The 24,219-nt window shown below is 71.6% G+C and carries 22 protein-coding genes; 10 read left to right on the top strand and 12 right to left on the bottom strand.

The features are described from left to right. The first annotated feature begins 11 nt into the window (after nucleotides 1-11). Nucleotides 12-1,424: a glutamate decarboxylase gene (locus tag G3I53_RS24405; protein WP_164338654.1), complete on the top strand. Its 1,413-nt coding sequence runs from the start codon at nucleotides 12-14 to the stop codon at nucleotides 1,422-1,424. Nucleotides 1,425-1,448: 24 nt separating this feature from the next. Here G3I53_RS24405 and G3I53_RS24400 read toward each other — a convergent pair whose 3' ends face one another. The 6 genes from G3I53_RS24400 to G3I53_RS24375 form a co-directional block, all read right to left on the bottom strand. Beyond that, nucleotides 1,449-2,207: an ABC transporter permease gene (locus G3I53_RS24400; RefSeq protein WP_164338655.1), complete on the bottom strand. Its 759-nt coding sequence runs from the start codon at nucleotides 2,205-2,207 to the stop codon at nucleotides 1,449-1,451. Next, complete coding sequence (locus G3I53_RS24395; RefSeq protein ID WP_164338663.1) at nucleotides 2,204-3,178, bottom strand: ATP-binding cassette domain-containing protein; 975 nt, start codon at nucleotides 3,176-3,178, stop codon at nucleotides 2,204-2,206. Before G3I53_RS24395 ends, G3I53_RS24400 begins: the two co-directional genes overlap by 4 nt. Nucleotides 3,179-3,316: 138 nt before the next feature. After that, entirely contained in the window at nucleotides 3,317-3,958 is a 642-nt protein-coding gene (locus G3I53_RS24390) for a PadR family transcriptional regulator (RefSeq protein ID WP_164338656.1), read from the bottom strand. Nucleotides 3,959-3,982: 24 nt separating this feature from the next. Then, on the bottom strand, nucleotides 3,983-4,531 hold the full coding sequence (locus G3I53_RS24385; RefSeq protein ID WP_164338657.1) for a DinB family protein: 549 nt from the start codon (nucleotides 4,529-4,531) through the stop codon (nucleotides 3,983-3,985). Between the two features lie 186 nt (nucleotides 4,532-4,717). Then, nucleotides 4,718-6,178, bottom strand: a complete 1,461-nt coding sequence (locus G3I53_RS24380; protein ID WP_164338658.1) for an aldehyde dehydrogenase family protein — start codon at nucleotides 6,176-6,178, stop codon at nucleotides 4,718-4,720. Between the two features lie 79 nt (nucleotides 6,179-6,257). After that, nucleotides 6,258-7,082 (bottom strand): helix-turn-helix transcriptional regulator, encoded by an 825-nt coding sequence (locus G3I53_RS24375; protein ID WP_164338664.1) that lies wholly within the window; start codon nucleotides 7,080-7,082, stop codon nucleotides 6,258-6,260. 364 nt (nucleotides 7,083-7,446) lie between these two features. Here G3I53_RS24375 and G3I53_RS24370 point away from each other — a divergent pair, with 364 nt between their 5' ends. Continuing rightward, complete coding sequence (locus tag G3I53_RS24370; protein WP_239064076.1) at nucleotides 7,447-7,947, top strand: ATP-binding protein; 501 nt, start codon at nucleotides 7,447-7,449, stop codon at nucleotides 7,945-7,947. A 190-nt stretch (nucleotides 7,948-8,137) separates the two neighbouring features. Here G3I53_RS24370 and G3I53_RS24365 read toward each other — a convergent pair whose 3' ends face one another. Continuing rightward, nucleotides 8,138-8,422, bottom strand: coding sequence for a DUF397 domain-containing protein (locus G3I53_RS24365; RefSeq protein WP_164338660.1), 285 nt, complete (start codon nucleotides 8,420-8,422; stop codon nucleotides 8,138-8,140). A 518-nt stretch (nucleotides 8,423-8,940) separates the two neighbouring features. On the opposite strand from G3I53_RS24365, the gene G3I53_RS24360 reads away from it, so the two are divergent. Continuing rightward, nucleotides 8,941-9,429: a hypothetical protein gene (locus tag G3I53_RS24360; protein ID WP_164338665.1), complete on the top strand. Its 489-nt coding sequence runs from the start codon at nucleotides 8,941-8,943 to the stop codon at nucleotides 9,427-9,429. A 177-nt stretch (nucleotides 9,430-9,606) separates the two neighbouring features. Then, a complete protein-coding gene (locus G3I53_RS24355) occupies nucleotides 9,607-10,128 on the top strand; it encodes a DUF4232 domain-containing protein (protein ID WP_164338661.1) in 522 nt (173 codons plus the stop codon). Between the two features lie 76 nt (nucleotides 10,129-10,204). Here the strand turns inward: G3I53_RS24355 and G3I53_RS24350 are convergent, their stop codons facing one another. Beyond that, the gene (locus G3I53_RS24350; RefSeq protein ID WP_343240681.1) at nucleotides 10,205-11,443 is read right to left on the bottom strand and encodes a DUF2786 domain-containing protein; all 1,239 of its coding nucleotides are present in this window, start codon (nucleotides 11,441-11,443) and stop codon (nucleotides 10,205-10,207) included. A gap of 84 nt (nucleotides 11,444-11,527) precedes the next feature. Between G3I53_RS24350 and G3I53_RS24345 the strand changes: the two genes are divergently transcribed. Next, nucleotides 11,528-12,358, top strand: coding sequence for a Clp protease N-terminal domain-containing protein (locus G3I53_RS24345; RefSeq protein WP_164338977.1), 831 nt, complete (start codon nucleotides 11,528-11,530; stop codon nucleotides 12,356-12,358). A gap of 202 nt (nucleotides 12,359-12,560) precedes the next feature. Beyond that, a complete protein-coding gene (locus tag G3I53_RS24340; RefSeq protein WP_164438765.1) occupies nucleotides 12,561-14,252 on the top strand; it encodes a bifunctional 3'-5' exonuclease/DNA polymerase in 1,692 nt (563 codons plus the stop codon). Here G3I53_RS24340 and G3I53_RS24335 read toward each other — a convergent pair whose 3' ends face one another. The 3 genes from G3I53_RS24335 to G3I53_RS24325 form a co-directional block, all read right to left on the bottom strand. Continuing rightward, nucleotides 14,253-17,771 (bottom strand): BTAD domain-containing putative transcriptional regulator, encoded by a 3,519-nt coding sequence (locus G3I53_RS24335; RefSeq protein WP_343240680.1) that lies wholly within the window; start codon nucleotides 17,769-17,771, stop codon nucleotides 14,253-14,255. Nucleotides 17,772-18,092: 321 nt separating this feature from the next. Then, the gene (locus G3I53_RS24330; RefSeq protein WP_164337642.1) at nucleotides 18,093-18,986 is read right to left on the bottom strand and encodes a glycosyltransferase; all 894 of its coding nucleotides are present in this window, start codon (nucleotides 18,984-18,986) and stop codon (nucleotides 18,093-18,095) included. Between the two features lie 271 nt (nucleotides 18,987-19,257). After that, a complete protein-coding gene (locus tag G3I53_RS24325; RefSeq protein ID WP_164337638.1) occupies nucleotides 19,258-19,485 on the bottom strand; it encodes a hypothetical protein in 228 nt (75 codons plus the stop codon). A 95-nt stretch (nucleotides 19,486-19,580) separates the two neighbouring features. Between G3I53_RS24325 and G3I53_RS24320 the strand changes: the two genes are divergently transcribed. Next, on the top strand, nucleotides 19,581-20,165 hold the full coding sequence (locus G3I53_RS24320) for a GNAT family N-acetyltransferase (RefSeq protein ID WP_164337637.1): 585 nt from the start codon (nucleotides 19,581-19,583) through the stop codon (nucleotides 20,163-20,165). Between the two features lie 14 nt (nucleotides 20,166-20,179). Here G3I53_RS24320 and G3I53_RS24315 read toward each other — a convergent pair whose 3' ends face one another. After that, nucleotides 20,180-20,788: an excalibur calcium-binding domain-containing protein gene (locus tag G3I53_RS24315; protein ID WP_203592430.1), complete on the bottom strand. Its 609-nt coding sequence runs from the start codon at nucleotides 20,786-20,788 to the stop codon at nucleotides 20,180-20,182. A 294-nt stretch (nucleotides 20,789-21,082) separates the two neighbouring features. Between G3I53_RS24315 and G3I53_RS24310 the strand changes: the two genes are divergently transcribed. The 3 genes from G3I53_RS24310 to G3I53_RS24300 are packed head-to-tail and all read left to right on the top strand — an operon-like array spanning nucleotide 21,083 to nucleotide 24,191. Further along, on the top strand, nucleotides 21,083-21,559 hold the full coding sequence (locus tag G3I53_RS24310) for a hypothetical protein (RefSeq protein WP_164337636.1): 477 nt from the start codon (nucleotides 21,083-21,085) through the stop codon (nucleotides 21,557-21,559). 5 nt (nucleotides 21,560-21,564) lie between these two features. Further along, nucleotides 21,565-23,685, top strand: a complete 2,121-nt coding sequence (locus G3I53_RS24305) for a hypothetical protein (RefSeq protein ID WP_164337635.1) — start codon at nucleotides 21,565-21,567, stop codon at nucleotides 23,683-23,685. Next, the gene (locus tag G3I53_RS24300; RefSeq protein WP_164337634.1) at nucleotides 23,682-24,191 is read left to right on the top strand and encodes a hypothetical protein; all 510 of its coding nucleotides are present in this window, start codon (nucleotides 23,682-23,684) and stop codon (nucleotides 24,189-24,191) included. Before G3I53_RS24305 ends, G3I53_RS24300 begins: the two co-directional genes overlap by 4 nt. Nucleotides 24,192-24,219 lie beyond the last annotated feature (28 nt).

Genomic DNA, 24,219 nt, shown 5'->3' with positions numbered 1-24,219 from the left:
CGGAGGTATCCATGCCGCTGCACGACGGCCGCCAGCACGACGAAGAGCGTCCCCTGTCCGTCAATCCCTTCCTGGGTCCGGCGAACCCGGTCGGGGACATGACCCAGGCGCCGCCCAAGCACCGGATGCCCGGCCCGCCCATGGCGCCCGCGACGGCGTACCAGCTGGTGCACGACGAGCTGATGCTGGACGGCAACGCCCGGCTGAACCTGGCCACCTTCGTCACCACCTGGATGGAGCCGGAGGCCGGCCGCCTGATGGGCGAGTGCCGCGACAAGAACATGATCGACAAGGACGAGTACCCGCGCACCGCCGAGCTGGAGCGGCGCTGCGTGGCGATGCTCGCCGACCTGTGGAACGCGCCCGACCCCTCGGCGGCCGTCGGCTGTTCGACGACCGGTTCGAGCGAGGCGTGCATGCTCGCCGGGATGGCGATGAAGCGGCGCTGGGCCAAACGCAACGCCGACCGGTACCCGTCCCGGGACGTCCGGCCGAACCTCGTGATGGGCGTCAACGTCCAGGTCTGCTGGGAGAAGTTCTGCACCTTCTGGGAGGTGGAGGCCCGGCAGGTGCCCATGGAGGGCGACCGGTACCACCTGGACCCGCGGGCCGCGGCCGAGCTGTGCGACGAGAACACCATCGGGGTGGTCGGCATCCTGGGGTCCACCTTCGACGGGTCCTACGAACCGATCGCGGACCTGTGCGCTGCGCTGGACGAACTCCAGGAACGCACCGGCCTCGACATCCCGGTGCACGTCGACGGGGCGTCGGGCGGCATGGTCGCGCCCTTCGTCGACGAGGACCTGGTGTGGGACTTCCGCCTCCCGCGCGTGTCGTCCATCAACACCTCCGGGCACAAGTACGGGCTGGTCTACCCGGGCGTCGGCTGGGCCCTGTGGCGGAACGCGGAGACCCTGCCGGAGGAGCTGGTGTTCCGGGTCAACTACCTCGGCGGCGACATGCCGACCTTCGCCCTGAACTTCTCCCGGCCCGGCGCGCAGGTGGTGGCGCAGTACTACACGTTCCTGCGGCTGGGCCGGGAGGGCTATCGGGCCGTGCAGCAGGCCGCGCGGGACGTGGCCACGGGGCTGGCCGCACGCATCGAGGCGCTCGGCGACTTCCGGCTGCTCACGCGGGGCGACGAGTTGCCCGTCTTCGCCTTCACCACGGCGCCGGACGTCACGGCGTTCGACGTCTTCGACGTGTCCCGGCGGATGCGGGAGAACGGCTGGCTGGTGCCCGCGTACACCTTCCCGGCGAACCGCGAGGACCTGTCGGTGCTGCGGGTGGTGTGCCGCAACGGCTTCTCCGAGGACCTCGCCGACCTGTTCGCCCAGGACCTGGCCCGGCTGCTGCCGGAACTGCGCCGGCAGCAGCACCCGCTGGTCCAGGACAGGAACGCCGCCACGGGCTTCCACCACTAGGAGGAGGCACGTGGCGGCCTCCCTCTAGCGGCTGAGCCGCGCGAACCTCCGTACCGCGAGCGGGAAGAACACCGCGAGCAGGACCAGCGGCCAGACGGCGGCGGCCCCCACGTGTCCGGACTCCCCGGCCGGGCCGAACAGGCCGCGCGCGGCCTCGGCGGTGTGGGAGATCGGGTTCCATTGGACCAGGGTGCCGAGCCAGCCGGGCATGGACCCGGGCGAGGCGAACGCGGTGGACAGGAACCCGGCCGGCCAGACCAGGATCTGCACGGCCTGCACCATCTCGGGCCGGCCGGCCACCAGGGCCAGGTGGATGCCGATCCACAGCATGGCGAAGCGGAGCAGCAGGAGCAGCCCCACGGCGGTCAGGAAGGCCGCCGGGCCGCCGTGGGGGCGCCAGCCGAGCGCGGCGGCGACGGTCAGGAGCACCGCCAGGCCGAGCACGGACTGGAGCATGTCGGCGGCGGAACGGCCCACCAGGACGGCACCGTTGGCCATCGGCAGGGAACGGAAGCGGTCGACGACGCCCTTGTCGAGGTCCTGGGTGACGGCGACCATCGTGCCCTCCAGGCCGAAGGCCATGGTGAGGGCGAGCATGCCGGGCAGGAGGAAGTCCAGGTAGCTGCCGTCGACGCCCCGGCCGCCGCCGACCAGGTAGCCGAACATCAGCAGCAGCATCACCGGGAAGACCAGGTTCACCACGACCGCGACCGGCCGGCGTCCCCAGCGGGCGAGCTCGCGGCGGGTCATGGTCCAGGAGTCGGTCAGTGCGTAGGCGATCACGCGGGCTCCTCCACTCGGTCGCCGGGCCCGGTCAGGTGCAGGAACACCTCGTCCAGCGTGGGCCTGCGCAGGGCGATGTCCTCGGCCTCGATGCCCGCCTCCGCCAGGGCACGGACCACGCCCGTCAGCGCCGCCATGCGGTCGGTGACGGGGGCGCTGAGCAGGCGGCGGTCTGCGTCCACCGTGACCGCCCCGGGCGCCGCGGGGAGCAGGGCGGAGGCGGCGCCGAGCTGTCCGGCGTCGCGCAGGACGACGTCGATGCGGTCGCCGCCGACGGCCGCCTTCAGCTCGTCGGCCGTGCCGTCGGCGATGACCCGGCCGGCGTCGACGACCGAGATGCGGTCCGCGAGCTGGTCGGCCTCCTCCAGGTACTGGGTGGTGAGCAGCACCGTGGTGCCCCCGCCCACCAGGGAGCGGACCGACTGCCACACCTCGGCCCGCCCGCGGGGGTCCAGCCCGGTCGTCGGCTCGTCCAGGAACAGCACCTCGGGCTCGGTGATCAGGGACGCGGCGAGATCCAGGCGGCGCCGCATGCCCCCGCTGTACTGGCTCACCGCCTTGCGGCCGGTGCGGGTCAGGTCGAACCGTTCGAGCAGTTCACCGGCCCGCGCGCGGGCCCGCCGTGCGCCCAGGTGGTGCAGCCGGCCGAACAGCTCCAGGTTCTGCCGCCCGCCCAGTTCCTCGTCGAGCGCCGCGTGCTGGCCGAGCAGTCCGATGCGCAGCCGCACGGCGTACGCCTCGCGCACCACGTCGTGGCCCGCCACCTCGATGCGGCCCGCGTCGGGGCGCAGCAGGGTGGCCAGGATGCGCACCAGGGTGGTCTTGCCCGCGCCGTTCGGTCCCAGCACGCCGTGCACGGTGCCCCGCGCCACCGTGAGGTCGAGGCCGTCCAGGGCGGGGGCGGCACCCCGTGCGCCCTTCCCGCCGTACGTCTTGCGTGCCTGTTCCACGGTGATCACCGTGTCGGCCACTGACACCGAGACTACCTCCTTCGCTAGTCAAACTTGACTACGAGCCCGCGACGGTAGTGCCCGCCCGCGCAACTCGTCAAACTTGATTACTCGGCTCGGTGCTCCGGCGGTCTCACCGGGCGCCGGGCCGGGGGTCCGTCAGCGCGCGTCCCCCGGATGGGGCTCGCCCGGCCCGTACGGGTTCTCCTGGCCGTCGGCCAGGACGGCGACGAACGGCTCGCCCTCGCCGCTGAAGGTGTAGGCACCGGACTCGATCTTCTCGATCAGCTCACGGGCCCACACCGCCTCGGCCTCGGCCGAGCTGTCCCAGAGCCGCATGATCTGGCCGATGTGCCCGAGCTCGTCGGGGCCGCCCGCCGGCAGGTACTCCCCGCTGACCGTGGCCCGCCACTCCTCGATCTTCCGGATCCGCTCCCGGAGCAGCGCCACCGCCTCCTGGCGCGGCAGGTCGACGATGAAGCCGACGGCCGCCGACTTCACGTCCATCCGCAGGTCGAAGTCGACCAGGGCCGCGCGCAGCAGCGCGTAGAACTCCTCGTTCCCCGCCTCGGTGATCTCGTACTCGGTGCGCGGCGGACCACCCGCCGTGGAGGGGGCGGTCTCGTGCGCGTGGAGCAGTCCCTGCTTCGCCATCTGCTTCAGGGCGTGGTAGATCGAGCCGGGCTTGGCGTTGGACCACTCGTGCGCGCCCCAGTACTCGAGGTCGTTGCGGACCTGGTAGCCGTGGGCCCGCCCGTGCTGGCGCACCGCGCCGAGCACGAGGAGACGGATCGCTGACATGCGCCCAGCGTAGGACGCCGGGGTTCACCCCAGGTCGCCGCCCTGCTCCCGCGCCACCAGCGCGAAGGCGGTCGCGCCGTCCAGGGACTCGCGGATGATGTCGGCGTGGCCCGCATGACGGGCGGTCTCGCGGATCAGGTGCAGACACAGCCAGCGCATCGACAGCCACTCCTCCTTCGGGTTCCAGGACGTTTTCGGCAGCAGGAAGGTGTCGTCGAGGCTGGGGACGGACCGGATGAACGCCTCCGTCTCCGCGGCCACCTTCTCGTAGTACGCGAGCTGGTCCCGCACGGTCTCGTCGCCGACCAGCCGGAAGCACTCGTGCCAGTTCGACTCGTCCCGGTGAACCGCCGGCGGTTCGCCCTTCGCCCGGGCGATCCACCCCTGCTCGACCTCGGCGACATGCTTGAGCAGCCCGGCCAGGGACAGCTCGCTCGCGCTGGGGCGGGACGACGCCTGCTCGTCGCTCAGCCCCAGCAGAGCCCTCCGGATGCCGCCGCGCTGCTCGGCGACGAAGGCCAGCAGCGCCCCCCGCTCGTCGCCGCGCTCCTCGGGTCCCACGTGCGTGACCATGTCCGTCCGCCTTCCGTCGTTCGGGTGCAGGTGTTCCTGCCGCCTGACACGAAGGACGCTACGGGCCATCGAGGTCAGCTTCTGTCCTCGATGGCCCGGGGCGGTGGGACCGGTCGGGTGGAACTCCGGAACGGCCCGTCAGAACGCACGAGCGCGCCAGAACGCGTCAGGACGCGTCAGGACGCGTCAGAACGGGAAGCCGCTCCGGCCGTGCTGCACCGAGATCCACTTCGTGGTGGTGAAGGCGTCCAGCATGGTGTCGCCGTTCAGCCGGCCGAGGCCCGAGTGCTTCTCGCCGCCGAACGGGACGATGGGCTCGTCGTGCACGGTGCCGTCGTTGACGTGAAACATGCCGGTGTCGATCTGCTGGGCGAACCGCACGCCCCGCTCCACGTCCCCCGTGTGCACGGCCCCGCTGAGCCCGTACGGGCTGTCGTTGACCAGGCGGACGGCCTCCTCCTCGCCGTCGAACGGGACGAGGAAGACGACCGGGCCGAAGACCTCCTGCCGCAGCAGCGCCGAGTCGGCCGGGAGGCCGGTGAGCACGGACGGCTCGACCAGGTTGTCGGTCCGCTCGCCCCGCACCAGGGCGGTCGCGCCCTCGGCGATCGCCTGCTCGACGACTCCCGTCAGGGAGTCCGCCTGCTGCGAGTTGATCACCGGGCCGATCACGGTCGAGGGGTCCCGCGGGTCACCGGCCTTCAGCGACCGGACCTTGGCGACGAACTTCTCGGTGAACGCGTCGGCCACCGAGCGGTCCACCAGCACCCGGTTGGCCGCCATGCAGACCTGGCCCTGGTGCACGTAGCGGCTGAAGACGGCCGCGTCCACGGCGTAGTCCACGTCGGCGTCGTCGAGCACCACCAGGGCGCTGTTGCCGCCCAGTTCGAGCACCGAGCGCTTGAAGAGGGAGGCGCACACCGTGGCGACGTGCCGGCCGACCTTGTCCGAGCCGGTGAAGGAGATGACCTTGGGGACCGGGTGCTCCAGGAAGGCGTCCCCTATCTCCGCGATGTCGGTGATGACGACGTTCAGCAGGCCGCCGGGCAGACCCGCGTCCTCGAAGATCTTCGCGATCAGGGAGCCGCCCACGATCGGCGTGTTCTGGTGCGGCTTGAGCACCACGGCGTTGCCGAGCGCGAGCGCCGGGGCGACCGACTTCAGCGACAGCAGGAAGGGGAAGTTGAAGGGGCTGATCACGCCGACCACGCCGACCGGCACGCGGTAGACGCGGTTCTCCTTGCCGTCCACCGGCGAGGGGATGATCCGGCCCTCGGGGCGCAGCGCCAGGTGCACGGCCTCCCGCAGGAACTCCTTGGCCAGGTGCAGCTCGAACGCGGCCTTCAGCCGGGTGCCGCCGAGCTCGGCGACGATCGCCTCGGAGATCTCCTCCTCGCGCTCCTCGACCAGTCTCAGCGCCTTCTCGAACACCGCCCGGCGGGCGTACGGGTTGGTGGCCGCCCACTGCTTCTGGGCCCGCTCCGCCGCCCGGTACGCCTCGTCGACCTCGCCGACCGTGGCTATGGTGATCGAGGCCAGCTTCTCGTCGTCGTACGGGTTGAAGTCGATGATGTCCCAGGAGCCGGTGCCCGGGCGCCACTCACCGTCGATGTACTGCTGTGCCAGGTCGGTGAAGTACGACGACATGTGATCCCTCAATCCCTCGCTGCCGGAGCCGGCCCCGAATCGACCCGATGGTCTGATCACACGTCATCGTACTTATGTTTCAGGAGAGTTGGAGGAGTCCACGGAGAAGGTCCCGGCTCTCCGACGGGCCCGGACTGTCGTGCTGGAGCTCCTTGAGCGCGTTCTCGTACTGGGCCACGTCCTCGGGCTTGTCCAGGTACAGCGCGCTGGTCAGCTGCTCCAGGTAGACCACGTCCGACAGGTCGGACTCGGGGAAGCTGAGGATGGTGAAGGCGCCGGACTCCCCGGAGTGCCCGCCCAGGCCGAACGGCACCACCTGCAACCGCACATTGGGGTGCTCGGAGACGTCGATCAGGTGCTGGAGCTGACCGCGCATCACGTCCCGGTCGCCGTAAGGGCGCCGCAGCGCGGCCTCGTCGAGGACCACGTGGAACTCCGGGGCGTTCTCGGAGACCAGGTACTTCTGCCGTTCCAGACGGAGCGCCACCCGCCGCTCGACGTCCTCCTCGCTCGCCCCCTTCATGCCGCGCCGGACGACCGCGCGCGCGTACTGCTCGGTCTGCAGCAGACCGTGCACGAACTGCACCTCGTACGCCCGCAGCAGCGAGGCCGCGCCCTCCAGACCCACGTAGGTCGGGAACCAGCTCGGCAGCACGTCCGAGTAACTGTGCCACCAGCCCGCGACGTTGGCCTCCTTGGCGAGGGAGAGCAACGAGGCGCGCTCCTGCTCGTCCGTGATGCCGTACAGCGTCAGCAGGTCCTCGACATCCCTGGTCTTGAAGCTCACCCGGCCCAGCTCCATCCGGCTGATCTTCGATTCGGAGGCGCGGATCGAGTAGCCCGCCGCCTCACGCGTGATCCCCCGCGCCTCACGCAGTCGCCTGAGTTGTGATCCGAGCAGCATGCGCCGCACCACCGATCCCGGCTCTCCCGCGCTCACGTTCGCCAGCCTCCCCAACGTCTCCAGACGCCGCAGTCTGCCACTAAAACACTTCGAGCTGTACTCGCCCGGTTACGGAAATGGATTCAAGCCAAGGAATCCGTTCAGGAGGGATCACAGCGGGGACAAGAGGACAGCCGGAAGTGGACAACGAGATGACGGAAAAATTGCCCAACAACCGGTACGGGCAGGTCTAATTCGGTCAGCTGCACGTGCATCTGCCCTTGCATCTGCTGTACGCATCCGAAACCATGGTCCCGCACCACCGCCGCCTCGCTTGGACCGCGAATTTCCGGGAGTGCCTCGCATGGGGACGAATGGATCGACCATGCTCGAGCCGTTACGGCAGGGCCTTCCACCACTGGACCCCGCGGCCGTGTCCGACGCCGCCTCCTGCGCCCTTCCCGCCCGCTACGAAGCGGTGCGCGACGCCCGGAGGTTCACCCGCGCCACGCTGGACCAGTGGGAACTCGGCGACCGGTTCGACGACGTGCGCCTGGTGGTGTCCGAGCTGGTCACCAACGCCCTGCGGCACGCACTGCCGGCCGACGCGCCCCGCCTGTGCGACCAGGAGCCGCCCGTCCGGCTCCACCTGATGCGGTGGACGGAGCGGCTGGTGTGCGCGGTGCGCGACCCCAGCCACGACAGCCCCGTCGCCCGCGACTCGGACGACTGCGCCGCCGAATCGGGGCGGGGCCTCTTCCTCGTCGACTCCTTCAGCGACGGCTGGGGCTGGCACCCGCTGGCGGGCGCGCTGCACGGCAAGGTCGTGTGGGCCCTGTTCCGCCTGCCCTGTCCCGGCGACGGTCCGCGCGGGCTCCCCGGGTGACGTAGGGCAGGGCATCGTCGCGCCGCCGTTCTACGCGCGTCATGGACTCTTGGGCCTCAGGGGCCTCAGGGGCCTCAGGGGCCCCGGGGGCCTCGGGAGCACCGGGTGTCACGGACGCGGCGCGCGTCCGACCGTCGTGTGGAGCAGCGGCCGACCGGACCGTCAGCCGTCTGTCGGCAGCCGTCAGCCGTCAGCCGGCGACCAGGTGGTCGAACTCGCCGTCCTTCACACCCAGCAGCATCGCCTCGATCTCCGCACGCGTGTAGACGAGTGCGGGACCGTCGGGGAAGCGGGAATTGCGCACCGCCACGTCCCCGCCGGGCAGCCGGGCGAACTCCACGCAGGATCCCTGCGAGTTGCTGTGCCGGCTCTTCTGCCAGGCCACGCCGTTCAGCGTGGTGGCCGCCATGCCGTTGTACACGCCGGACGCGTCGGCACCGTCGTACACGTCACCGTCGTACACGTCGTGGTCCACAGGTCGCTCCCCGGTGGTGCACTGGCTGAAGTGGCCATAGATGCATTGGTCAACTGACCCGGATCATAGCTGTGTTTCTCGTGCAGGTGCATGGGCAGATGCACGTGCACGGCGGGTGTTCCTGCGGTTACAGCGTTGCCGAACCGGATGCGCACGTTTCGACGCACCCGGCGGAGCCCCCGCTCTCTATGAGACGCAGTCAGGGGCCCACATGTTCCCTCGTGTTTCCTTATGTGGGCTCCTCATGCCTGTGAACGTGCCCACCTTTCTTTTCGGCGCATGCCACGACTCATGAGGAACCCGGGATCGGGTCTCGGGGACCTCACGCGCGTGCGAGCTGTGTCACTGACTCTGGTCGCGCGCGGGGTGGGTCCTGTTAGCTGTCTGCGGTCGTTCCGGCCGGGAAGGCCACTACCGCTAGGGGGCTCGCAGTGACTTCGGTGGCATCGGTGGTGTCGGACACCGTCTCCCGCACGGCACGGACCCGGACGGGCACCGGCCGCACTGCCCGGCGGCGCCTGCGGCTCGCCGCGGCCACCGGCGGCCTGGCCGCCGCACTCGTCCTCACCGCGTGCAGTTCCGACGGCGACTCGGGTGAGGACTCCGGGTCCGAGGCGACCCCGTCCGTGACCGCGACCGCCGACTCCGGCGGCGGCACGGGAGGATCGGGTGACGCGAGCGGCGCGCCGGCCGGTGCGCTGGAGGGCAGCTGGCTCGCCACCACCGACGGCAAGGCCGTCGCCCTGGTCGTCACCGGGGAACAGGCCGGCCTCTTCGCCACCGGCGGCACCGTGTGCAGCGGCACCGCGCGCGAGGACGGCGGCACCCACACCATCACCCTGGACTGCGGGAACGGCGACGACGACCGCGCCAAGGGCAGCGTCGAGGCGGTGGACAAGTCCACCCTGAAGGTCACGTGGGAGGGCACCCTCGGCACGGAGACCTACACCAAGGCCGAGGGCGGCAGCCTGCCGACGGGACTGCCGACGACCGGGCTGGGCTCGTAGCGCGCGGGACGGTGCGGCGCGGGGTCGATGGCGCGGGAGCGGACTCGCGCGGGCCGGTGGGGCGCGGGGAGCGGACTCGCGCGGGCCGGTGGGGTGACTTACCCGGGTCGGGGGGCGCGTCGCGTTCCGTATGCGTGATGATCGGTCCGCACCGCCACTGAACCCGGGGGACTCCTCATGCGCGCCTTGCCCGTCACCGTCACCGCCGCCTTCGCCGCCCTCCTCCTGCTGACCGCCTGCGACGACGGCACCCCGGCCGAGGGCAAGGGCCAGGCCGAGGACCGGAAACCGGCCGCCTGCGAGACCGGCCAGGTGCGCCTGGAGGCCGGCCCGGCGAGCACCGCCCCGGCCGACGGCGACACCGGCGAGGTCCCCGTCACCGTCCTGAACGAGGGTGGTACCTGCGTCCTGGACGGCACCCCCGAGGTGTTCCTGGCGGGCGCGAGCGACTCCGAGACGGTCGAGGTGCCGTTGACCGAGGGCGCCCGGCCCGAGGAGATCACCCTGGCCGAGGGCGAGACCACGTCGTTCGTCGTCACCTATGTGCGCGGCACCTCCTTCAACCCTGCCGACCTGCACTTCGCGGTGGCGTCCGGGCCGGAGACGAAGAAGATCCCCTGGACCTACGGCGGCATCGCCCCCACCGAGGACGGCGGGTACGAGATGTCGGTGAGCCCGTACCAGCAGACGGGCGACTGAGCGAGCGACGCCGCAGCCGGCCGCCGGTGCGGACGGACCCGCCGCGCCACGGGAACCGCGGGTGCGCCCCGCTGCTTCAGGGAAGCCGCGGACGGCGTCCGACCCGGGCCTCGTCCGCGGCCCGCACGCCCTCCTCCCAGCCCGCCAGGTCGCTCACCCCGCGCAGACGGGTGGTCGTGGTCTCGGGGAACAGCCGGTCCAACCGCTCGGTGACCGCCGCCTCCCGGGAGGCGAGCACCGGGAGCAGGTCGCCGGTCACCTGGGTCTCGGCCACCTCGGAGAGGCGCGTGCCCACGCGGTGGGCGTAGGCCGCGAGGAAGGACTGCCGGAAGGTCTTGGTCCGCTTGCGTCCGCCCGCGCGCTGAGCGGCCTCGGCCTTCGTCATGGCGGTGGTGGCCTGCACCAGCAGGGAGGTGTAGAGGAGTTCCACGGCCTCCAGGTCGGAGGCGAAACCGACCACGGTGCTGAAACCGAGGGCCTCGTTCCACACCGCCCGGCAGTGGTTGGCGGAGGCCACCGCGTCCAGCAGCACCGCCTTCGTCTGCTCGTACGGCGCCTCCACCCCGATGCGGCAGCCCACCGGCGCCTCCGGCGACGGCGCCCCGGCGGCGAGCAGCGCCTCGTCGACACTGTGCCGGGCCATCAGCTCCTGCGCCTTGGCGCTGAGGGCCTCCGCCTCCTCCGGGAAGCCGGTCGCCTCCGCCTTGGCCAGCAGCGCACGGATACGCGTGAGCATGCGGGACTCCGGCGGTGAGCCCGCGCCCCCCGGCCGGCCCGGCCGCGCCGCATCGCCCCGCCCCTCGCGCCCCTCGCGCCCGTCGGACCGGTCGGACCGGTCGGACCGGTCGGACCCCTGGCGGCCGTCGCGCCGGCCGTGCCCGTCCCGTCCGCCGCCCACCGCCCCCTCGTCGAGCGGCTCCAGGGCGGGGAGGCGCAGCAGCAGGCGGTAGAGCTCCAGGACGGAGGTGGCGTGCGAGAAGCGGTCCGCGCGCGGCACCGGCTCGTCGGTCAGCTCGGCGAGCTGGGCCTTCCAGCGCGGCCCGCGGGCGCGGTCGTTCGGCGCCTGCGCACGGATCAGGGCCGACACCAGCCGCACACGCGTGTCGTCCAGTTCGCGCCGCACGATCCGTACGACATCCGCGGGCTGCCAGCCCCGGCGCCAGGCCGCCGCCACGAACTCCTCGCCGCGCCGGGCGAGTTCGACGTCCGCCGCCGGGTCGGCGGCGAGCAGGGACGCGCCGGCGTCGAGGGCGGCGTCGGACGGGTCGTAGAGGGCCGCCCGGAAGGCGCGCTCAACGGTGCTGGACGTACTCACGGGCCCGATCGTGTCACGGCCCGAACCCTTTCCCGTTGTCAACTGAAGGTTGACACCTCTATCCTGTCAACTTACGGTTGACACATGACGACGAACCCCACCATCAGGTCATCCGTGCGGCTCGACGACCTCATCGCGGCCATCAAGAAGGTCCACGAGGAACCCCTCCAGCAGCTCCAGGACGCGGTCCTCGCCGGAGAGCACCTCGGTGAGGTGGCCGACCACCTCATCGGCCACTTCGTGGACCAGGCACGACGGTCGGGTGCCTCCTGGACCGACATCGGCCGGAGCATGGGCGTCACGCGGCAGGCCGCGCAGAAGCGCTTCGTCCCGAAGGAGGGCGTCGACCTCGACCCGAGCCAGGGCTTCAACCGCTTCACCCCGCGCGCCCGTCAGGCCGTCATGGCCGCCCACGAGGAGGCCAAGACGGCCCGCCATGCCGAGGGCCTGCCCGAACACCTGGTCCTCGGACTGCTCGCCGACCCCGGGGGCCTGGCGGCCAAGGCGATCACCGAGCAGGGCGTCACCCTGGAGGCGGTCGGCGACGCCGCCCGAGCGGCGCTCCCCCCGGCCGCCGAGGAGGGCCCCGAGCTGGTGCCGTACGGCCCGGCGGCCAAGAAGGTCCTGGAGCTCACCTTCCGCGAGGCGCTCCGCCTCGGCCACAACTACGTCGGCACCGAGCATCTGCTGCTCGCCCTGCTGGAGCACGAGAACGGAACGGGCGTGCTCAGCACGGCCGGCGTCGACAAGGCGGCGACCGAACGGTACGTCGTCGAGTTGCTGGCGCAGTTCGTCGAGACGCGCGCGGAGGAAGACGAGGACGAGGGCGAGGACGAGGACGAGGACGAGGAGGAGGAGGAGGAGGAGGAGAAGGCGGAGGGGAACGGGAGGACGACCGGCGCGCAGGACGGCTGATCCCGTTCCCGGCCCTGTCGGCGGCGTACGGCCGCTCGCTGTGGCACCGCTGACGGCCACCGCGGGGCCCGCTGCCAGCTACCGCCGGACCCGCTGCCAGCTACCGCCGGACCCGCTGCCAGCTACCGCGGGACCCGCGGGCGGCCTACCGCGGGACGCGGCGTTCGGGGCCGTTGTCAGACCCCCCTGCCACACTCGCAGCATGACCGGCCACTGGGCGCTCGCTCCGGCCGAGGAGGGCGGCGTGGACGTCGTCCGCCTCGGTCCGGACGGGCTGCCCGACGGGCCGGTGCGGCGGGAGGCCGATCCCGCCGAGGCCGTGCGGAGCCGTCCCGGTGTCACGCGGTGGGTGTGGCGGTCCACCGCCGAGGTCTACCCGCTCCTGCTCGCCACGGGGGTGCGAGTCCAGCGGTGCCACGACATCGAGGTCGCCGAGACGCTCCTGCTCGGCCACGAGGGGCGGTACGGCGAGCCCCGTTCGGCCGCGGCCGCCCTGGCCCGGCTGCGCGGCGGCCCCGTACCGCCCGACCCGCCCCAGCGCTCGGCCGAACGGGGCGCCCAGTCCTCACTGTTCGAGCCGCACGGGGTGCACGTCCCGCTGCCCGACCTGCTCGCGGTGCACGCCGGGCAATTGCGCCGCGCCGGAGCCACCGCCCACCCCGACCGGATGCGCCTGCTGGTGGCCGCCGAGTCGGCGGGGACCCTGATCGCCGCCGAGATGAACCACGCGGGCCTGCCCTGGCGGGCCGAGGTGCACCGCGCCGTCCTGCACGACCTGCTCGGCGAGCGGTACGCGGGCGGCGGCGAGCCCCGCCGCCTCGCCGAACTGGCGCGGGAGGTGTCCGACGCCTTCGGCCACCGGGTCCGGCCCGATCTGCCCGCCGACGTGATCAAGGCGTTCGCCCGGGCCGGGATCAAGGTCACCTCGACCCGCCGCTGGGAGCTGGAGACCGTCGACCACCCCGCGGTGAAACCGCTGATCGAGTACAAGAAGCTGTACCGGATCTGGGTCGCGCACGGCTGGTCCTGGCTCACCGACTGGGTCCGGGACGGCCGGTTCCGCCCCGAGTTCCTCGCCGGCGGCACCGTCACCGGCCGCTGGGTGACCAACGGGGGCGGGGCTCTGCAGATCCCCAAGGTCATCCGCCGCGCCGTCGTCGCCGACCCCGGCTGGCGGCTGGTCGTGGCCGACGCCGCGCAGATGGAGCCGCGCGTGCTCGCCGCCATCTCCCGCGACCCCGGGCTGATGGACGTGGCCGGCCGGGCGGACGACCTCTACCAAGCGGTGTCCGACCGCGCCTTCTCCGGTGACCGGGACCAGGCCAAGCTGGCCGTCCTCGGCGCGGTGTACGGCCAGACCTCCGGCGACGGCCTGAAGAACCTCGCCGCGCTCCGGCGCCGCTTCCCCAGGGCCGTCGCCTACGTCGACGAGGCCGCCCGCGCCGGTGAGGAGGGCAGACTCGTACGGACCTGGCTGGGCCGCACCTGCCCGCCGGCGGTGCGTACGTCGGACGACCCGGCCGAGGAGGCCGGCATCCCGGTCGCGGAGGACGAGCCGGCGTCCGAGGCCCGCGCCTGGGCACCGGGCTACGCCTCGACCGACTCCCGCGCCCGGGGCCGCTTCACCCGCAACTTCGTCGTCCAGGGCAGCGCCGCCGACTGGGCCCTGCTGCTGCTCGCCGCACTGCGGCAGGCCCTCGCGGACAAGGCGGCCGAGCTCGTCTTCTTCCAGCACGACGAGGTGATCGTGCACTGCCCGGCGGAGGAGGCGGAGGCCGTGGTGGCCGCCGTCCAGGAGGCGGCCGACCTGGCCGGGCGGCTGACCTTCGGCGACACACCGGTGCGGTTCCCCTTCACCACGGCCGTGGTGGAGTGCTACGCCGACGCGAAGTGATCAGGGGGAGCAGCAGGGGAGGGTGGGGGGAGCCGGGTTGTGGGAGCCGTCGAGGCGGTCGAGGCCGGTGGGGTTGGTGGGACCGCTGATGGGACCGCTGGGACCAGTGGGACCGGTGGGGCTCTCCGGGCTGTGGCCGTCGGCGTCCTCCGTCGTCGCGAGGAGGTCGCGCAGCTCCGCCGCCACCGCGTGGGCGTCCGTCCCCTCCAGGCCGGCGAGAGCCGACCGCCACTGGTGGTACGCCTCCGCCGTCCGCCCGCGCTCGCGCAGCAGGAGGCCGTACTGGTGGCGGGCCAGGGCACCGGTGTAGTGATCGGCGCGCCCGCTCGCGCGCGCCAGCAGGTCGTCGCATTCCTGCGCGGCGCGTTCGGTGCGGCCCAGCTCCCGCAGGGCGCGGACCAGGCCCAGCCGGGTCCGGGACTCCCCGGGCCAGTCGCCGTGACCGCCGAGGATCCGCAGGCTCTCCTCGAAGTGCGGCAGGGCCTCCCCCGCTTCCCCGAGGGCGAGGTGGGCCCAGCCGATGTTGCTGTGGGCCGAGTGCCGCAGGATGACCGCGCCGATGGCGTCCCCGATGGCCAGGGAACGCCGGTGCTGTTCGATGGCGGCACGCGGATCGGTGTTCGCGTACAGGTTGCCGAGGTGGCTGTGGGTGACGGCCTCGCCGTAGGGGTCGTTCAGCTGCCGCGAGTGGGCGAGGCTCTGCCGCAGTGCGGCACCGGACTCCGCGTACCGGCCGAGCGCCTCCAGCAGCAGCCCCCGGTTGTTGAGGCACCGCCGGATCCCGGACACGGTGCCGAGCCGCCGCCAGATGCCCAGCGCGCTGTCGGTGAGGCGGAGGGCGTCGTTGTGCCGGCCGGTCAGGAAGCGCACCCCGGCGAGGTCCCCCAGGGCGTAGGCGAGGGCCGCGTCGTCCCCGAGCCGGCGGGCCATGCGCAGGGCGGCGCGGCCGAGGGTCTCCGACTCGGCGACCCGGCCGCGGCGCAGGAGACAGGGGTGGAGGAGGCGGAGGAGGACGGCGAGGTGGGCCCGCCGGTCGCCGGGCTCCTCGTCGTCGGCGTACCGCTCGACCAGGGCGACGATGTTCTCCAGTTCCCGGTCGGCCCAGGCGAAGGCGTCCGCGGCGCCGGTGAACGGCGGGACCGTGCCGACGTCGTCCGCGTGGCCGGGCGGCTGGGTGCGGGTGGCCCGGCGGCGGTCGTCCCGGTCGAGTCCCGGCTCGACGATCGCGGTGAGAGCCCGGTCGGCGACGGCGGCGTACCAGCGCAGGGCGGTGTCGACCACGTTCCGGTTGCCCTCGTGGACGTCGGCCCCCGCCGGCCGGCCGCTCAGGGCGCGGTAGGGGGTCCGGCGGCCTGCGGCGAGGCGGGGGTGGGTGCGGGGACCGGGAACCGGGAGGGCCCCGTCGGCCGCCGCCTCGCGGGTGAGGGTCCGGCCACCGCCGCAGGGGGCCTCGCGGGCCAGTTCCCGGGCGAAGTCGCGGACCAGGTCGTGCGGCACGTAGCGGCCGTACGCGGTCTCCTCCAGCAGTGCCACGTCGACGAGCCGTTCCAGCGCGTCCTCGGCACGCAGTTCGTCGGTGCCGAGGAGCCGCGCCAGCAGGGGCGCGCCGTATCCGGGCAGGTCGAGGGCTCCGACACGGCACAGGGCGAGTGCGGCGTCCCGGTCGGCCGCCCGCTCGGAGGCGGCGAGCGCGTCGTGGGCGACGTCCAGGGACCGGCGGACACTGAGGTCGTCGTACTCCAGGTGCGGCAACCGGCTCTCGGTGGCCGCCAGCTGACCCGCCAGCACCTCCGGGGTGAGCGCCCGGCGCGCTCCGAGCCGGGCCGCCACGATCCGCAGCGCCAGCGGCAGCCGACCGGTCAGCGCGACGAGCGGATGAGCGGCGTCGAGCCGGTCCCGGCCGGAGACCGCGCTCAGCAGGGCCGCGCTGTCCTCGGCCGACAGGGGACCGAGCGGGAAGCGCGCCGCGCCGTCGAGCGCCGTGAGCGGCGACCGGCTCGTGACGATCACCGCGCACCCGGGCCCGGCCGGCAGCAATGGCCGCACCTGCGCGGCGTTCGCGGCATCGTCCAGGACGAGGAGGGTGCGGGTCGGCGCGAGCAGCGAGCGCAGCAACGCGGCGGCCGCATCGGGGGGTCCCGGAATGTCGCAGGGCGCGGCGCCCAGGTCGCGGAGCAGGGCGGTGAGCGCCTGGGCCGGGCTGAGGGGGGTCACCCCGGGAGTGGCGCCGTGCAGGTTGATGTGCAGCTGACCATCAGAAAAACGTTTTGTCAGATCCTGCGCCACGCGCAGCGCGAGCGCGCTCTTCCCCACCCCGGCCGTCCCGCTGACGACGGCCACGGGGGACACGGCCGCGGGTGCGGACAGGGAGACGGCCACCTGAGAAGCCCCGGAAGCCGCCGACCTTGCCGAAGGGACAAGGACCCGGCACAACGCCTCCCGCACCTCCTCGCGCCCGACGAAGTACGCGGGCGGCGGCGGAAGCTGAGCGGGCCGCGGCACGGCCGCCGCCACCCCGCTGCGGACACTGGCACCCGAGACACCGTCCACCGCAGCCGCCAGGGAGCGGGCCAGGGTCGAGGACGTGGCCAACGCCGGGGACGACGGCGTCAGAGCCGGCGGGGAGGGGACCAAAGCGGACGACGCAGGGCCGGGGACCGGCACAGGGACGGAGACGGTGAGCGCGGGAGGGTCCCCGGACCGCCCGCCGCCCGCCCCCCGCAACACCTCCACGTGGGCCTGCCGCACGCCCGGCCCCGGCTCGATGCCCAGCTCCTCCACCAGCCGGGCCCGCAGGTCCCGGTGCACGGCCAGCGCCTCCGCCCGGCGGCCGGTGCGGTGCAGGGCGAGCATGAGCTGACGGTGGTACGCCTCCCGCAGCGGGTGCTCCGCGGCCAGCGCGGCCAGCTCCGGCACCAGTTCGGACAGCCGGTCGCGACCGCCCCCGGGACTTCCAGGGCCCAGTTCGGCGTCGTAACGCCACTCCAGGAGCAGCAGCCGTGCCTCCCCCAGGCGCCGTACCAGCGCGTAGCCGCCCACCTCGGGCGGCAGCCCGGCCAGGGGCGCTCCCCGCCACAGCGCGAGCGCGTCCGTACACGCGCGGACGACCCGTTCCGCGTCCCCGGCGATGTGCGCGGCGCGGGCCGCGTCCGTGAGGGCGTCGAAGACATGGACGTCCAGTTCGCCCTCGTCGACCCGCAGCCGGTAGCCGGTCGGGTCGGTCACCAGCCGGTCCGGCACGTCCAGCAGCCGTCGCAGCCGGGCGACGTGGTTGTGCAGGGAGGGCTGTGCGGAGGGGGGCGGTGTCCCGCCCCACAGGACGTCCTTCAGCGCGCCGACGGAGACGACCCGGCCGGTGTCCATCAGCAGCGCGGCGAGCAGGGCCCGCAGCTTGGGGCTGCCGACCGCCTGCACGATGGGCGCGGCGGCACCGGAGGGCTGCTGGTACAGCACCGGCGTCCCCAGGAGTCCGAACCGGAGTTCACGCCGTACCACGCCGTCGTCCCACTGCCTTCCCACCCCGGCACAGGGGCCCGTTGCGATGCCGTCGGCCGTCTGTGCCGGCCGGCACCGGGCGGCTGAACGGAGAACTGTCGTCCACATGTTAGCGATCCGTTGGCAAGATCTGATGTGATCACAACATCGGATCCGGCCCAGGGGTGCGCGCGTAGAACGCGCAACTCGGGGGAGTGTCGCCGCTGCGGCCCGGTCCGTCGCGAGGGTTCCCGGTCGGCAGAGGTGAACGGCCGGGCCCCTCGTCCCCAGGGCAGGCGGGATCGAGGGCACAGGCCGGGCCGGACCGATAGGCCCACGCCCGATGAAGGTGCCCCCGCAACCGGATCAGATCACCGGCGGCCGTCCCAGCCTGGTGAGCCGCCACACCGTCCGCCAGCGCATGGCCCGCCGCTCCCCCGCCGGTTCCCGCAGGCCCTCCAGGAAGCCGCCGAACCAGGCCCGCAGCCCGCGCGCCGACCGGGTCCGTGCCAGCGTGAGCAGCACCCACACGCCGAGGTGGACCGGCACGAGGACGAGCGGCAGCCGGCGCCGGACCAGCCAGACCCGGTTGCGGGCGGTCACCCGGAAGTAGATGGCGTGCCGGGCCGGCGAGGTCTTCGGGTGCTGCAGCAGCAGCTCGGGCGCGTAGAGAATGCGCCAGCCGGCGTCGACGGCGCGCCAGGCGAGGTCGGTCTCCTCGTGCGCGAAGAAGAACTGGGCGGGCCAGTCGCCGATCTCGTCGAGCATCGTCATCCGCAGCGCGTGCCCGCCGCCGAGGAACCCGGTGACGTAGCCGCCCCGCATCGGGTCGGACTGCCCGAGCCGCGGCACATGGCGCCGCTGCGTCTCCCCCGTCTCGTCGGCGATGCGGAACCCGACGATGCCGAGCCGCGGATCGGCCGCGTACAGCTCACCCACCCGGCGCAGCACGTCGGCGTCGACGAGCAGCCCGTCGTCGTCGAGGTCGACGACGACGTCCACGTCCCCGAACTCCCGCAGCCGCTCGAGTGCCACGTTCCGCCCGCCGGGGCAGCCGAGGTTCTCGTCCAGCTCGACGGTCGTGACCTCACCGGGCAGCGACAGCCGCTGCTCGAACTCGGGCAGCGGGCAGCCGTTGCCCACGATGACGATGCGGGTCGGCGGCAGGTCCTGCTTGGCCACGGACTCCAGCAGCGCGTCGACCTCGGCGGGCCGGTTGCCCATGGTCACCACCGCGACGGCGATCCTCGGCGTGTCGATGCCTCTCACCTCACTGCGGTACGGGGAACTTCACTGGCCACGACGATGTGCACACAGCGCAGCACGTGCACCACGCGCATGACGCGCACCATGTGCATGACGCGCACCACGCGCATGACTTGCATGCATGACATGCATGACGGAGGGCGATGCTAGCCGTTCACGGTAAGGACCCCTTAAATGCGCCCGGCAGCCGTGCGCCGGCCACGGCAGGCGACGGCGCCACCCTCCGCGCCGGAGGGAACGCACCACGGAGGGAACGCACCACGGATCACACCCCCGGGGACGCTCCCCAGCTCTCCGCGTCCCCGCCCCGCCATTCGATCAGCGCACTCTGCCGTACCCAGTCGTCGTCGACGTTCTCCAGCCCCGCGAGCCGCAGGAACTCGACGATGTCCAGCAGCCCGTACGCCATGCCGAGGAACTGCCCGCCCGCGCGGACCCGCCGCCCGCCGTCGGAGGCGGGCGGATAGATCACGATCGCCCGTGCGTCCGCCATGGGACCAGAGTGCGACGTGATCAGCGCGGGCGCACGCGGGACGCGTGCGACGGAGAGCCCTGCGACGCCCACCCGGGCCGTGCCAAGCTGGCTCCATGACCACCGAGACGATCGAGGTGCGCCCGGCATCGGTCTTCGAGGACGTACGTGCCGTCCTCGGCCCGAAGTCGCCGACGGCCAACGTCTGCTGGTGCCTGAGCTACCGCATCCCGTCCCGGCTCAACAACGAGCTGCGCGGACCGGCCCGCGGCGACTACGTCGCCGACCTGTGCCGCGCCGCTCCCCCGCCCGGAGTACTCGCCTACGCCGGTGACGAACCGGTCGGCTGGGCCGCCGTCGCCCCGCGCGCCGACACCTCCTTCGCCCGCAACCGCAAGATCCCCCACGTCGACGACCTGCCCGTCTGGTCCCTGTGGTGCATCCGCGTCCGGCCCGGCCACCGCAAGCAGGGCATCTCCCACGCCCTCATCGACGGCGCCGTCGAATTCGCCCGCGCCCACGGCGCCCCCGTCGTCGAGGCATACCCGCTCGACAACGGCGACGCCCGCGTCGACCTGACCATGGCCTACGCCGGCCTCCGCAAGAACTTCGAACGCGCCGGCTTCGTCCACACCGCCGACACCACCTCGGTCCTCGCCGGCCACCCCCGCATCCTCATGCGCCGGGACCTGCGGGCCTGAGCCGCGCAACACCGTCACGGCCCCGCGTACGGCTCAAAGGCCACGCCGTCCCCGTCCCGATCGAGATGCGAGCCGTAACCCGGCTCTCCCACGAGCACGGGAGCCGCCCCGGCGTCCCGGGCCGCGTCACAGTTCTCGTAGTACACCTCGGAGGCCTCGTCGTCCGGTGCGGGCGCCGACGTCTCGTCCCTGGTAGGCGTCCTGGTCTCGGTGACCTCCACGGTTTCGGTGGCCGTGACCGTGGGAGCGCCGGTCACCCCGATCTCGGCGGTCGGCCGCTCCGAACTGCCGGGTGACTCGGCGGCCGGTGCGGAACTCGCCCCGGCGGATGCGGACTCGGTGCTCTCACCAGGGGGATCGGGCTCGCGAACGGGTGCCCCGCTCCGCGAAGGAGCCGGATCCGGTTCCGTCCCACCTGCGCCACAAGCCTCCAGCGCTCCGCCCAGCAGACCGAACACGAGCACAGCCCCGAGCACCCCGAGCAGCAACGCCCCGCACCGCGCCGCACACCCCGCGCCGCACACCCCGCGCCGGCCCACCACCGCCGCACCCGCCACACCGGCCGGCGCCGTCTCGCACCGTCGGCCATGGCACCACCCAAGGGTTTGACCCACCTTGTCCATCAGTGCAGCACCATCAGCCCCACGGTGCACTTCGGGCAGAGGAGACGCATCCGTCACCAGGGCCCCAGCCGCCTGCCCCAGCCGCCTGCCCCAGCCGCCTGCCCCAGCCATTGCGGCGGCCACCCCCACAGCGAGCCCGGTGCAGACCGTTCTGCCCTCTTCGACTGTGAAGTTGCCGTGCACTCCAGGACCGTCCACGTCACATCGTGTGACCACATGACAGAGTGTTCGATGCCGGTTCGCAGCACACCGGAGTTTCGAGTGCAGTCGCATACGGGGAGGGGGTTCGTCCGCATGGCGTGGGACGAATGGGAGCAGATCAAGGCCGAGGTCGCCCAGAAGCAGGCGACGTCGATGCAGTTGAACCGGGTCGCTCCCGATCCGGGCCATGGCGGCGGAGGCGCGGCACCCGATCTCGTCGTGCACGACGACCAGTTGGGCAAGCTGGGAAACATGGCCTACGACCTGCGCGAACGGCTGAGGGTCGACGGCGACCTCGCCCGGCCGAGCACGTTCAAGGCCTCCATCGATCTCTTCAACGACGGCCTGGACATGGGCTCCGCGCTCACCGAACTGCACGACGCCTGGAACACCAAGGCGGGCACTCTGAAGGAGGCGTGCGCCCACATCTCCAACCACCTGGACTTCACACGGGCCCAGCACGCCAAGGACGAGGAACACGTCGTGACCGGCATGCGGAACGCCACGGGTGACCTGATGACGGTGTCCCGGATCAACGAGTACTACGCCCCCAAGTCCGCGGAGGCCTGAGGCACGTGGCGACCGACATGCTGACGGTGGAAGAACTCAACAGCCTGCGGCTGGGCACCCTGAAGACCGCCGTGGACGACTGGCGGACCATGCTCGACCGACTGGAGAAGCTCGCCACGGGCGGAGACGGCCAGGTCAGCGCCAAGGATCTGCAGAAGAAGGCCGCCGCGGCGGACTGGGCGGGCGTCAACGCCACCGTCTCCCGGCAGTTCGTGACCAGGACGGCAGCGCAGTTCAGCGACGCGGCCGCAGAGGCGAAGAGCGTACTGGGCATCCTGAGTGATGCCCACGCCGCGTTGACGCAGCACAAGCTCGACCTGCAGACCGCGCTCGACGATCTGGGGAAGCGTTACATCTACGTCGACGGCAAGGGCCGGGCCATAGCCTCGGTACCTCCTCCCATGGTCTCGGGGAAGAGCGACATCCCCAAGCCGTCGGATCAGGATCTGGAGATCGCGCAGCGCCGGGTCAGGAAGATCCTGTGGGAGGCGACGGAAACCGACCGGATCGCCGCCCGTGCCCTGCGGCAGCTCGCCAAGGACAAGTACGACTTCACCGACCAGGGGTCGACCGGCCTGAAGGACGCCGACCTCGACCAGGGCAGGGCGGACGCCGAGTACTGGCGCAAGGAGATCGCCAAGGGCAACGTCCAGGACTGGAGCGAGGCGAAGCTCGCCCGCTTCAACGAGACCCTGAAGAACCACCGGGACAATCCCGCCTTCACCGACAACCTCGTCCTCGACCTGGGTCCCGACGGCACCCTCCAGTTCTGGCGCGACCTGGCCGACCCCAAGGACACACCCGAGGGCGACCGCGCCAAGCTCCTCGGCGACGTCCAGAAGAACCTCAGCATGTCCCTCGCCACCGCCTCCCACAGCACCTCACCGGAGATGGAGGCGTGGAAGAAGGACCTCATCGCCGCAGGTGGCAAGACGTACGGGCACGAAGGCATCATGACCAAGGCCTACGGCTTCCAGATCATGAGCAATCTCATGGTCAAGGGGAAGTTCGACGGGGACTTCCTCGACGACTACTACAAGGGCCTGCGCGCCTTCGAGGAGAAGAAGGGGTTCAACCCCGCGTCGCTCTGGGGCAACCCCGGTATGGGAGGGACCCACCTCGACTACACGACCAAGGGCCCCGACGGCGAATACGGAACGACCAGCAGCGACCCGATGGCCGGCTTCCTCCGCGCCGTATCGCACAACCCCGACTACGCCACCGAGCTGTTCGGCCGCGAGGACGCGGCCGACTACCTCATCAACGAACGCGAGTACTACGACGAGGACAGCCCCTACCGCCAGGGCGACGGCACGATCCAGTCCCGCAACGCCCTCGGCAAGGCCCTGCTTGCAGCAGGCACCGGCCTGAACCCGGACCAGCCGCACGTCATCACGTCGTACGACCACACCGACGCACAACGGCAGGTCTTCGACGGCGCACTCAGCCGCCTGGCCGCCAAGGGCGACGACTTCCCACCGGAACTGCGGGATGACATGGCGGTCCTCCTGGGGAACTGGGGGGCAGACGTGCACCAGACCGCAAGCTCGATCGGTCCCGGTGAAGGACCGCTCGATTACCACGACCTGCTGGAGGTTTCCAAACAGGTCTCGCGTGACCAGAGCGCCTACGGCATGCTGATGGAAAACGTGAATCAAGCCATTATCGCTGACATTCACGCTGAGCATAAGGGCGACCCGATCGAAGAGCTCATCCGGGCCGGACACACAGTTGGCTTCATGGAGTCCGCTCGCTATCAGGCGCTGACCACGGATACGGAAGACCCCTCTTGGCCTGCAAAGTGGGCATATCACGGGTTCGGAGGCGTAGCCAACTTCATCCCAGTGGTCGGCGATGCAGTGCAACGCGGGGTGGATTCCGCAGCCTACGCATGGCAACTGGAAGAGCAAAAACGTATCGACGATGACCTTGCCATCGACACCAGACGCACTTTTGAATCCCGAAATGATTACCTTAAGGCGCTGGGGTCGGAGTGGACGCGGGTAAATCCTGAGCATGAACTGTCCCAGGAAGGAAACACACGGGTATGGCAGAAGGAAATCGGAAGTAGCGCGTTCGACGGGAACGACACAGCAAACAGGGAGGCGGGGGTCAAACCGGAATGAAAAGCAACGCGCTTCGGCCGACCTTTCTGCTGGTTTCGGGCCTCACCCTGCTTCTCCTTGCCGTGGCAGGATGCAGCAACCCCGCCTCATACAAAATCCCTGACACGATCTGCGGCAGAGACATCGATCCGTCCGCACTGGAGCCCCTTCTGCCCTCAGGGCAGCACTTTGAAGCTGTTCATGAGACCGACGACTACGAATCGGAGTGCGCAATCTCGGTGGACAAGTCCGAGGTGCTTCTGATTCAAGAATTTCGCGACCAGAATAAATCTGACATACGCAGCACCAGGATGGACAACCCCAAGCCGTCAGACGTCGGAGAAGAGGCTATGACTTCCGACAACTGGCTGATCTCGATGAACTCCTGCCCCCGACGAGGGAAGTACTACTTCCTCGACGTGATCATCACCGCGAACGGAGTGACCGAAGCAAAACCCAAGGAGCTCGAAGAGTTCGCGCGGACGTACCTGCCGGAAGGGCTGAAAAAGATGGGCTGCACCTCATAATTTCGCCCCCTCCCATCCACCGGCGATT

The sequence above is a fragment of the Streptomyces sp. SID14436 genome, assembly GCF_010548465.1.
Taxonomy (GTDB): Bacteria; Actinomycetota; Actinomycetes; order Streptomycetales; family Streptomycetaceae; genus Streptomyces.
The sequence above is the reverse complement of the archived record's forward strand: the minus strand, read 5'-3'. Positions and strand labels throughout refer to the sequence as shown.